We start from the raw sequence: 10,534 nt of genomic DNA on the forward strand, positions 1-10,534 counted from the left end.
AGTTTTCGAAAAGTCAAAAGGGGTAATGTATTGATGGAAGTGACGTTGAATTTCATCATCGTGATTTTCCTCATTGGCTTTATCGGTTCGTTTATTTCTGGCATGGTTGGCATTGGAGGGGCCATTATTAAATATCCGATGCTGCTTTATCTTCCGCCGCTATTTGGGCTTGCTTCGTTTAGCGCCCGTGAAGTGTCAGGAATTAGTGCAGTCGAAGTGTTATTTGCGACGATTAGCGGTGTTTGGGCATATCGAAAAAGCGGTTATTTAAATAAAACGTTAATTCTTTATATGGGGATTAGTATTTTAATCGGCAGTTTTCTTGGCGGGTTCGGTTCGAAAATGATGAGCGAAGGAACGATTAATGTCGTGTATGGTATTCTCGCCGCATTGGCTGCTGTCATGATGTTTGTTCCGAAAAGAGGCATTGACGATATTCCAAGCGATCAAGTGACTTTTAACAAATGGCTGGCCGCTGCATTAGCGCTTGTCATTGGGATTGGTTCAGGGATCGTTGGCGCAGCGGGAGCGTTTTTGCTAGTGCCGATTATGCTTGTTGTGTTAAAGATTCCAACACGAATGACGATTGCCTCTTCGCTGGCGATTACGTTTATTTCATCCATTGGTTCGGCGTTTGGAAAAATCACAACGGGTCAAGTGGAACTGATTCCTTCCATCATCATGGTTGTTGCCAGCTTAATCGCCTCTCCTTTAGGAGCAAAAATGGGGCAAAAAATGAACACAAAAATATTGCAAGTTATTTTAGCAGGGTTAATTTTAGCGACGGCCGTAAAAATTTGGGCTGATATTTTATAATTTGTCTATGCAAGTATGAATCGCGTTTTATTTCCATCATTTCATTTTCATGCATAGTTTGTTTCAAACTGCCCACACTAGCTGATGATAAAATAATCAGGAAGGTGGGCATGGATGAAAGAAGTATTGCAACGTGTCAAAGAAAAGCTGGAACAATCGTTTGACCAACCGGGCGCCTATGATTTGGATCAATCTCTCCGTGAACTTGAGCAGTTAAAGGCGACGGCAGGTGACAAACAACAAATGATTGAAGATGTCATTCGGGCTGTCACCCACGCGAAAAACGCGCAAGCACAGCTTGTCAATGCGGGTGATGAGTCGGCGACGAACGCTTTTGCCGAAGCGTATCGGGCGCTCGATCAAGCGATTGAATCTTACAGTAACGTGGACAATGACCCAGTGTGAATAGGCGAGGATTTCCTTGCCTATCCATGAGCAAAATATTGGCCGAAAAAAGTGTGTTTCCTTTCGTTTAGGGAGGAGATACACAAAGAGGAAAGCCTAGACAGAAAAAATCTTCGACACAATCTTGACACGATTTTGACGAAAACTTGACACAAGTTTTTTTACTGTAAGGTAGGAGTTGGGAAGATTCAAAATTTTTAAGGAGGAGCCAAATTTGAAAGCCCTTACATATCTAGGACCAGGAAAAAAAGAAGTAATGGACAAGCCAAAACCGCAAATCGAAAAAGAGACAGATGTAATTGTTAAAATTACAAAAACAACAATTTGCGGAACGGATTTGCATATTCTTAAAGGAGATGTCCCGACCGTAAAAGAAGGCCGGATTTTAGGCCATGAAGGTGTAGGGATTATTGAAGAAGTTGGATCAGCCGTAAAAAATTTTAAAAAAGGCGATAGAGTGCTGATTTCTTGTATTACCTCCTGCGGAAAATGCGAAAATTGCAAAAAAGGGTTGTATGCTCACTGTGAAGATGGAGGATGGATCTTAGGACACTTAATTGATGGAACGCAAGCCGAGTATGTACGAATTCCATACGCAGACAATAGCCTCTATCCAATTCCGGAAGGTGTAGATGAAGAGGCGCTTGTCATGCTTAGTGACATTCTTCCGACAGGATTTGAAATTGGCGTGTTAAACGGTAAAGTTCAGCCCGGACAAACAGTTGCCATTATCGGAGCTGGTCCTGTAGGTATGGCAGCGCTATTAACAGCTCAATTTTATTCACCTGCAGAGATCATTATGGTGGATTTAGACGATAACCGCTTAGAAGTTGCGAAAAAATTTGGTGCCACTCAAGTGGTGAATAGCGCTGACGGTAAGGCAGTGGAAAAAATTATGGAATTAACCGACGGAAAAGGTGTAGATGTCGCGATGGAAGCCGTCGGAATTCCTGTAACATTTGACATTTGCCAAGACATTATAAAACCAGGCGGCCATATAGCCAATATCGGTGTTCATGGAAAAAGCGTCGACTTTCGTATTGAACAATTATGGATACGCAACATTACATTGACAACCGGTCTTGTCAATACGACTTCTACACCGATGTTATTAAAAACGGTGCAGTCGAAAAAATTGAAACCGGAACAATTAATTACACATCGCTTTGCCTTTTCCGATATTATGAAAGCTTATGAAATATTTGGAAATGCGGCGAAAGAAAGGGCATTAAAGGTAATTATTTCCAACGACTAGGTTTTCTTTATATTCCAAAAAATCAATTCTTGATCATTAGAACCTGTATCATATTATACAATGATACGGGTTTTTTTTCTAATTGCTCGACTTAGCGCCTGTTATCACCAGGGGTAGATGTTGTAGATTTCTTGGCGATATGTTAATCTGTTCATAAATGAACTTCCTTGATGGGCTGGTTTGGTTGCGCATTCTTATTCTAACTAAGGAATCGGTTTGAATGGATGTTGGTTGATTTAATCAAGCACAGTTATGTAATATAAGAATACGATTAATGGGCGAACTTGGAGGTAGCAATGGAACTTTTAGAAGTGTTTAAAGCCTTGTCCAATGAAACGAGGCTGCAGATCGTACAGTGGCTGAAAAATCCTGAAATCCACTTTCCAAAACCGCAACATGGCGATATACACGAAGATGGAGTTTGCGTGAGCGACATCCATAAAAAAGTTGGATTGTCACAATCTACAGTGTCCCTTTACCTATCTATGCTGCAAAATGCTGGACTGATAAAAGCAAAGCGAGTCGGGCAATGGACTTATTATAAAAGAAATGAGGAGAACATCAAAAAATTGATCGAATTGTTATCTAGAGATTTATAGACCAAATCGATTTTAGCCTTGAATCCTTTTTATTTATTGTATTATATCTCTATAGTTTTGGATATTTATAAATATAGATTTCACTTTTATTTTTGCGTACTATATCGATAATTCTAGATATTTATAAAAACAGATTAAACAGGAATAATGATGAACCATTTTGGTAAACATAACATTCATGCATACCGTCTGACTCTCAGGTTGTTTTTTCCTAATGGAATCATACAAGAGCATCATTTCAAAGATAGGCAGAACTGTCAAAAAGAATGCAGATGTGGGGGAGCGATAATGAACCGGTTTGAAAACCACAAAGGATATTCACGCATGTTTAAGGAAAACCATCTCACTCTCGGGTTGTTCTTTCCTATAGAATCATACGAAGGCAGCATTCCAGAAATGGACATGGAAAAGCAAATGAAACTGGCAAAAAGAGCAGAAGAACTCAATTTTGCTGCGTTGTTTGTCAGGGATGTTCCGTTACATGATCCTTATTTTGGTGATGTGGGTCAAATTTATGATCCTTGGGTCTATTTAGGATATATAGCCGCCCATACAGAAAAGATTGCTTTGGGAACTGCAAGTATTATTCTTACCTTGCGTCATCCTTTGCATGTTGCCAAAGCAGCGGCTTCGGTTGACAGACTATCTGGTGAACGTTTGATTCTCGGGGTGGCGACCGGGGATCGCCCGATAGAATTTCCAGCGTTTTCCGTTGATTCTGAACAGCGCAGTGCCCTGTTTCAAGAAGCCGTGTTGGTAATGAAAAAAGCGTGGAAGGAGAATTTTCCGGTAATCCAAACGCCACGAGTTCATATGTCGAGCGGGGACCTTCTGCCAAAACCGCGCTTGTCGGACATTCCGGTGCTGGTAACCGGTCACAGCTCTCAGTCCATAGAATGGATTGCCGAAAACGGTGATGGTTGGATGTATTATCCTCGAAACTTGAGATTCCAAGCGGAACTGATTAAAAATTGGCGTTCTCATACCGATCAGTTTAAACCGTTCACTCAATCCTTATATGTAGATTTGACGGAGGACCCAAATCATCCGCCAATCCCTATTCATCTAGGGTTCCGAGCCGGGCGCAATATACTCATTGAATTCCTTGAAAGTCTTAAAAATATTGGTGTCAATCACGTGATTATCAACTTAAAATATGGCCATCGCCCTGTTGAAGAAGTGATTGAAGAATTAGGGGAAGAAGTTGTTCCGCACTTTCCGGCATTAACCGGGAAAAAGTGATTTAGTGAATGAAACATGTTGGAGAAGAAGGATTCGGCGCACGAACGTATTGAATCGTCAACGCACACTTGGTTCGTTATGAAGGGCTCAGGCTATTCCGTTCTAACGAACTTTGAGATCGGAATCGCCGGTCCTTGGATTGTTTTCTGTGATGGCCATTGTTCGTTAGTGCACTGGTCTGAATTTGACGAATAAAGTCTCTTAAAATTTTATGGCAACTCAAAAATTACACGGGAGAATAGCAGCAAGCATTCAGGGATTGCAGTAGTTCGATCATGAAGAAAGATGAAGATGGTACAGGACATAAAGGCAACGGCAAACATCATCCGGCATTTTACTGTTGAAACGAACTGGAGGGAAGAAAATTGGCGAAAGAAAAAACCAACGCCATGCGTGTTCTTGATCAAAAAGTGATTCCTTACAATGTAATGACCTACGACAGTCAGGATGGAAGAATTGACGGCATATCTGTTGCCCAAAAAATTGGAAAAGACCCTCAATTGGTATATAAAACATTAGTAACACAGGGAAACAGCGGAAATATTTATGTGTTTGTCATCCCCGTAGAATCGGAACTGGATTTAAAAAAAGCCGCGAAAATAACAGGAGAGAAAAATGTCGCATTGGCGCCGATGAAAGAGATCCAAAAGTTGACGGGCTATATTCGTGGTGGGTGTTCACCGATAGGGATGATAAAACATTATCCGACCTTTATCGATTCCAGTGCTTCTCAATTTGAGCATATCATCGTTAGCGGCGGCAAAATCGGTGTGTTAATTGAACTTAGCGTGAAAGATTTGCAAAGCATAACAGAAGCTACGTTTCATGAAGTGGTAAAATAAACGCCTAAAACCGCTGACTGTTTACCATTTTTCCCGAAAAGTCTCCTTTTTCTAAATGAAGGGAAGAGGAAGATGAATCGGAAGTTTTGTTGTATAAAAACGAATAGGCGTTCCAATTTTCTATGCAAAAACTTCTTCGATAAAGATAATAAGAAACTCCCACCTCTTCATGGAATGAGGGTGGGAGTGGTTCATTATTATTTTTTTACGTCTTCCGGCGGCATATCTTTAAACATTAGTGTTTTGTGCCAAATACGGAAGAATACAATTTATAGCCGCCATCTAAATTTTTCGCGCGGAAACCGTTGTCGCGCAAAATTCGTGTCGCTAAATATCCACGCAAGCCGACTTGACATGTTACGTAAATGGTTTTGTCTTTCGGAAGTTCCGCTAAACGTTCGCGCAGTTCATCAAGCGGAATATTGATAGCACCATGGATGGTTCCACGTGCGGCTTCTTTTGGTGTACGAACGTCGATGAGCGTGCCTCCGTTTGCAATGATTTCATCAATTTCATGCCATTGCACGGTTTCCACCATTCCATCGAGGATGTTCGAAGCGACGTAACCCGCCATATTCACCGGATCTTTTGCGGAAGAAAACGGCGGTGCGTAGGCGAGTTCTAAATCCGGTAAATCACGAACCGTTAAGCCGCCTTTAATAGCGGTTGCGATGACATCAATACGTTTGTCGACGCCGTCTTTTCCAACGGCTTGCGCACCATAAATTTGGCCTGTTTCTTTGTCAAAAATCAATTTCAATGTCATTTGGGTTGCATTTGGATAATAGCTCGCATGGCTCATCGGATGAACATGGACAACTTCATATGGAATGCCGAGTTGTTTTAAGGTTTTTTCATTATTTCCTGTTGCTGCAACGGTTAATCCGAAAATTTTCACGATGGCGGTTCCTAATGTGCCATTGTATTTCACATCGATTCCGTGAATATGGTCCGCTACCAGACGGCCTTGGCGGTTCGCCGGCCATGCAAGAGGGACGAACGTCGCAAAACCGTGAATGTAGTTTTTTACTTCAATAGCATCGCCGATGGCGTAAATGTTCGGATCCGATGTTTGCAAATATTCATTGACTTTGATGGTGCCGCGCACCCCAAGCTCAAGTCCGGCGTTTTTCGCTAATTGGCTTTCTGGCTGCACCCCGATAGCCAAAATAATCATATCGGTTTCAAGCGTTCGGCCGCTATTTAGAATAATACGTCGACCGTTGTCTTCAAAAGCTTTCACGCCATCTTCCAAAATCAAATTTATTCCATTTTCTTGCATATGCGCGTGAACAATTGAAGCCATCTCATAGTCAATCGGTGCCAATACTTGATTCGCCATTTCCACAAGCGTTACGTTTACCCCGCGTTTGACTAAGTTTTCTGCCACCTCGACACCGATGAACCCTCCGCCGATGACTACGGCGCTTTTTGGTTTTTTGCGATCGATATACGCTTTTATTTTATCTGTATCAGATAGATTGCGAAGCGTAAATAACGCGTTGGCTTCATGAATTCCAGGAATTGGCGGTATCATCGGCTTTGCGCCAGGCGACAAAATTAACTTATCGTATGTTTCTTCGTATTCTTCGCCAGTGCGGATATTTTTGACTGTAACGGTTTTACGGTCACGATGAATCGCTGTGACTTCGCTTAAATTGCGAACATCAATACGAAAACGCTTCGCCATTCCTTCAACCGTTTGGACTAATAGTTTGTTTCTATCTGTAATGACTTCACCGATATAATAAGGCAGGCCGCAGTTGGCAAACGAAATGTATTCGCCTCTTTCAAACATAATAATTTGGTATTTTTCGCTTAATCGGCGTAAACGGGCTGCTGCGGTAGCTCCCCCTGCTACCCCGCCGACAATCACAATTTTGCTCATGAACATTCCCCTCCATTATTTGGTTGCGAAGTTGCATTTACATATAGATGGCTATTATTGCAAGTGTGAAAGGTCGTATCTGTTTTTGTATTGATTGATTCTTTAAATATATACCCTATACGGTATATTAAAGATAGTTATTGTTTTTGTCAATGATGTTCACATTTATTTCATATACTGTAGTACGTAAGAATGATTTTACGCAATCAATGGAAGCGGCGATTGACTTGCATGGGGAAATATCCGAGCTCATAATGAAAAATGAAGGCTCTTTTTTTCGCTGAAAATGAGTACGCAAAAGACAAAAATATGATACCATTACAAAATGGACAAAATAAGACATCTTTGAATTTATAGAGGAGGAAACTCGATGATTAAACGCATTGCAACTGTTGCTATTTATGTAGAAGACCAGCAAAAAGCGAAAGAGTTTTGGACAGAAAAAGCAGGGTTTGAAGTGGTCGCTGAGCATCCAATGGGGCCGAATGCTTTTTGGCTGGAAGTAGCTCCAAAAGGGGCACAAACAGCATTGGTCATTTATCCAAAATCAATGATGAAAGATTGGAATGAAAGAAAGCCGTCTATTGTGTTTGAGTGCGATGATGTGCTAGGTACATATGAAACGATGAAAGCGAAAGGTGTGGAATTTTTAGGAGAACCGCAAAAAATGCAATGGGGCACATTTGTACAATTCAAGGATAACGATGGAAATGAATTCATTCTAAAAGGCTAGAGAATTGTTTTATATTGTTTTTTTGCTATACTGCCATAATCATGGGAGTATTTTTATTATGGCAGCTGAGAACTACTAGGCTGTGTTATTTTCATTGGTTGAACCAAAAACCTTATTTAGGAGGAAAGGTTCATTTTCTAATATTGACTTTATGTCATGTTGTAACTACAATGGTTACAAGAGGAGGAGCATGATGAAAATTAGCAGCCGTTTTACTGTTGCAGTCCACATTTTAGCTTTATTAGCATTGGAAAAAAACGCGCACTGTACATCGGAATGGATTGCCGGAAGCGTTAATACGAATCCGGTCGTTGTCCGACGCGTAATCGGGCAGCTAAAAAAAGCAGGATTTGTTCAAGTCCGCCCGGGGACGGGGGGAGCGTTTCTTACGAAGGATACGCAAGAGATTACCCTGCTTGACATTTATCGGGCGGCCGAAGTAGTAGAAGGGGGAGAGTTGTTTCAAATTCATGAACATCCAAATCCGAAATGTCCGGTAGGGGCGAATATTCAAGCGGTTCTGGAAGTAATATTGCTTCGTGCGCAAGAGGCAATGGAAAACGTTTTGCGGGAAATACGCCTGCACGATATTGTGACGGCATTAGCGCAAAAAATCGAAGCGAATCGTCCTTAATTTTTTTAAACTAGTTGTAACCATGGTTGTTACAACAGTATTTCCTTCACATTAAACAATGATGAAAATTGATCGTTTGGCGCCGCTGGAATGATTGGTCAGCGCATTTTAGCGGAAGCTTTGTCAAGAGGACATGAGGTAACAGCGATTGTCCGTGATCCGTCGCGTTTGAATACAGAACATGAACGATTGCATGCTGTTGTCGGCGATATTTTTAACGAAAATAAAACTTGTAGTCGATGTAAACGGCGAAAGCCGGATTTCGGAGGAAGATTTTGCGGTAGCAATCCTCGATGAAGCCGAAAATCCGCGCTTCAGTCGAATGCGGTTTACCGTTGGCTACTAAAGATGGAGGTTATTATGATGAGCGATATTATTCATCCAAAAACAACGATCGGACATGTGCATCTTATCGTATCTAATTTGGAACGGTCGGTTCCTTTCTATACAGAAATCATTGGCTTTCGTCTATTAAAGCAAAATCAAAATGAAGCGGTATTAACCGTGGATGGGGTTACCCCGTTAGCGGTGCTCGAGGAAAAAGCGGATGTGGTGCCGAAGCCGCCACGGACAACGGGACTTTATCATGTCGCGATTTTAGTTCCCGACAGAAAGAGCCTCGCCCAGTCGCTGCTCCATTTATTACAGACCGGTTATCCGCTGCAGGGAGCATCCGATCACTTGTTCAGCGAGGCGGTCTATTTAGCTGATCCGGACGGAAACGGCATTGAAATATACGCCGATCGGCCGATGGAAAAGTGGGAGAAGACGCCAAATGGAGAATATAAAGCGGTAACGGAGCCGCTGGATATAGAAGATTTGCTTGCGCAAGCAGGCACGGAAGCGTGGTCGGGGCTTCCAAAGCAAACACGGATTGGCCATATCCACCTCCACGTCGCCCACATAGATGAAGCTTATGATTTTTATGTGCAAGGGCTAGGCTTTGAACCGACGATCCGCATGGGAATGCACGCTTTGTTCGTATCCGCGGGCGGCTATCATCACCATATCGGACTGAACACATGGGCCGGAGTCGGGGCGCCAAAACCGCCAGTGAATGCCGTGGGACTACGTGTATTTTCCATTGTGCTTCCAGATGAAACAGAACGGCAGAAGGTAGCAAAACGGCTGCAACATATCGGTGCATCGGTGCGACGAAACGAAAATAGCATATTGACGAGCGATCCGTTTGGCAACGAAATCGAGCTGATCATTCAGCAATAGTTTTATGCGCTTTTTCTATGAAGCAGATTGGATGAAATACAAAAAGAGAGTGTGCACCTGTTAGCGGTGCAAACACTCTCTTTGTATATATTTCGCAAGTTCTTCCGGCTTTTGCGAGCCAAGGTACAAACCGTCTCCGTCCGTCAGCTCGATCCATATTCCCTTCTTTCCTTTCATCGTGTAAGCACGGCCTTTTTTCAAGCTCCAGCGAATTCCCCAGCCGCCGTAAGACATAGGATGATAAGGCTGGACTTGAGCGTTTTTAATTTGTTGATATGGAATAACACGGGAGCGAAATGGAAAAAACGAATGACAAGCCCTTCTTTTTCCGTTTTTATGACTAGTTTCAGCGACAGAAAGAAGAGGGGAAAACAAATGCCGAACAACAGAAACAAGCCCCACATTTCCGTATCGCTTGCCGGCTTTGCGCCAAATGGGATCCCAAATATGATTTGCTGGATAAATCCGTACCACATAACAGCGGCGGCAATAAGGACAAGCGTGTTCACATACCAAGGCGGATGCTGCACTTCACGCATGACTATTGCTCCTCCTTTCTTGTCCCTTCCTTTAATTATCATATTCTTCAAGAACATAAATAACCCCTTTTATTTGCTGGTGGCAATCGGAAATGTTACAATAATCACGAGCAATAGGATAAAAAGTTTTCTAGGGTTCCGTGGCCGAATGGCGGCTAGTCTGCGACCGAGAGAAAACGCGCGGCATTGGCCGCGTACACGGAGGTATAAGCAGTTTGTTAAACATCTATAAATTAAATATCTCCTGTTATTCGGTGTGGAGAGGTGGATGTTCTCCATCTTTTCCATCGTCTCCTGTCTGATGATAAAAAATCATCTCCCCCTTCCTCATGTAAAAAGGAGATGAAGAAGAATTGA

General features: G+C 42.3%; 13 protein-coding genes. 10 read left to right on the plus strand and 3 right to left on the minus strand.

The window, feature by feature from the left end:
- The first annotated feature begins 33 nt into the window (after positions 1 to 33).
- The 6 genes from GCA01S_RS17900 to ybaK all read left to right on the plus strand — a co-directional run bounded on the left by GCA01S_RS17900 (position 34) and on the right by ybaK (position 5,159).
- Positions 34 to 816, plus strand: a complete 783-nt coding sequence (locus GCA01S_RS17900) for a sulfite exporter TauE/SafE family protein (protein WP_042412092.1) — start codon at positions 34 to 36, stop codon at positions 814 to 816.
- Between the two features lie 114 nt (positions 817 to 930).
- Positions 931 to 1,221, plus strand: a complete 291-nt coding sequence (locus tag GCA01S_RS17905) for a hypothetical protein (RefSeq protein ID WP_017436644.1) — start codon at positions 931 to 933, stop codon at positions 1,219 to 1,221.
- 214 nt (positions 1,222 to 1,435) lie between these two features.
- Positions 1,436 to 2,476, plus strand: coding sequence for a zinc-dependent alcohol dehydrogenase family protein (locus GCA01S_RS17910; protein ID WP_042412094.1), 1,041 nt, complete (start codon positions 1,436 to 1,438; stop codon positions 2,474 to 2,476).
- A 296-nt stretch (positions 2,477 to 2,772) separates the two neighbouring features.
- The gene (locus GCA01S_RS17915; RefSeq protein WP_017436646.1) at positions 2,773 to 3,075 is read left to right on the plus strand and encodes an ArsR/SmtB family transcription factor; all 303 of its coding nucleotides are present in this window, start codon (positions 2,773 to 2,775) and stop codon (positions 3,073 to 3,075) included.
- A 288-nt stretch (positions 3,076 to 3,363) separates the two neighbouring features.
- Positions 3,364 to 4,317 carry an LLM class oxidoreductase gene (locus tag GCA01S_RS17920; protein ID WP_042412095.1) on the plus strand — a complete coding sequence of 318 codons (954 nt, stop codon included), beginning with the start codon at positions 3,364 to 3,366 and terminating at the stop codon, positions 4,315 to 4,317.
- A 365-nt stretch (positions 4,318 to 4,682) separates the two neighbouring features.
- On the plus strand, positions 4,683 to 5,159 hold the full coding sequence (gene ybaK, locus GCA01S_RS17925; protein ID WP_042412097.1) for a Cys-tRNA(Pro) deacylase: 477 nt from the start codon (positions 4,683 to 4,685) through the stop codon (positions 5,157 to 5,159).
- A 235-nt stretch (positions 5,160 to 5,394) separates the two neighbouring features.
- Here ybaK and cdr read toward each other — a convergent pair whose 3' ends face one another.
- The gene (gene cdr / locus GCA01S_RS17930; RefSeq protein ID WP_042412098.1) at positions 5,395 to 7,047 is read right to left on the minus strand and encodes a CoA-disulfide reductase; all 1,653 of its coding nucleotides are present in this window, start codon (positions 7,045 to 7,047) and stop codon (positions 5,395 to 5,397) included.
- A gap of 370 nt (positions 7,048 to 7,417) precedes the next feature.
- Between cdr and GCA01S_RS17935 the strand changes: the two genes are divergently transcribed.
- The 4 genes from GCA01S_RS17935 to GCA01S_RS17945 all read left to right on the plus strand — a co-directional run bounded on the left by GCA01S_RS17935 (position 7,418) and on the right by GCA01S_RS17945 (position 9,638).
- Entirely contained in the window at positions 7,418 to 7,780 is a 363-nt protein-coding gene (locus GCA01S_RS17935; RefSeq protein ID WP_017436650.1) for a VOC family protein, read from the plus strand.
- 193 nt (positions 7,781 to 7,973) lie between these two features.
- Positions 7,974 to 8,414, plus strand: a complete 441-nt coding sequence (locus GCA01S_RS17940) for an Rrf2 family transcriptional regulator (RefSeq protein ID WP_042412101.1) — start codon at positions 7,974 to 7,976, stop codon at positions 8,412 to 8,414.
- 90 nt (positions 8,415 to 8,504) lie between these two features.
- Positions 8,505 to 8,711, plus strand: a complete 207-nt coding sequence (locus GCA01S_RS19715; protein WP_071997977.1) for an NAD(P)H-binding protein — start codon at positions 8,505 to 8,507, stop codon at positions 8,709 to 8,711.
- A gap of 66 nt (positions 8,712 to 8,777) precedes the next feature.
- Positions 8,778 to 9,638: a VOC family protein gene (locus GCA01S_RS17945; protein WP_042412103.1), complete on the plus strand. Its 861-nt coding sequence runs from the start codon at positions 8,778 to 8,780 to the stop codon at positions 9,636 to 9,638.
- A 60-nt stretch (positions 9,639 to 9,698) separates the two neighbouring features.
- Here GCA01S_RS17945 and GCA01S_RS21140 read toward each other — a convergent pair whose 3' ends face one another.
- Together GCA01S_RS21140 and GCA01S_RS17950 are read right to left on the minus strand one after the other, a co-directional pair.
- Complete coding sequence (locus tag GCA01S_RS21140) at positions 9,699 to 9,839, minus strand: hypothetical protein (RefSeq protein WP_244404618.1); 141 nt, start codon at positions 9,837 to 9,839, stop codon at positions 9,699 to 9,701.
- Positions 9,836 to 10,177, minus strand: coding sequence for a DUF6141 family protein (locus tag GCA01S_RS17950; RefSeq protein WP_255212306.1), 342 nt, complete (start codon positions 10,175 to 10,177; stop codon positions 9,836 to 9,838). Before GCA01S_RS17950 ends, GCA01S_RS21140 begins: the two co-directional genes overlap by 4 nt.
- Between the last annotated feature and the right edge of the window lie 357 nt (positions 10,178 to 10,534).

The organism is Parageobacillus caldoxylosilyticus NBRC 107762, assembly GCF_000632715.1.
In the GTDB taxonomy this organism is placed as follows: domain Bacteria; phylum Bacillota; class Bacilli; order Bacillales; family Anoxybacillaceae; genus Saccharococcus; species Saccharococcus caldoxylosilyticus.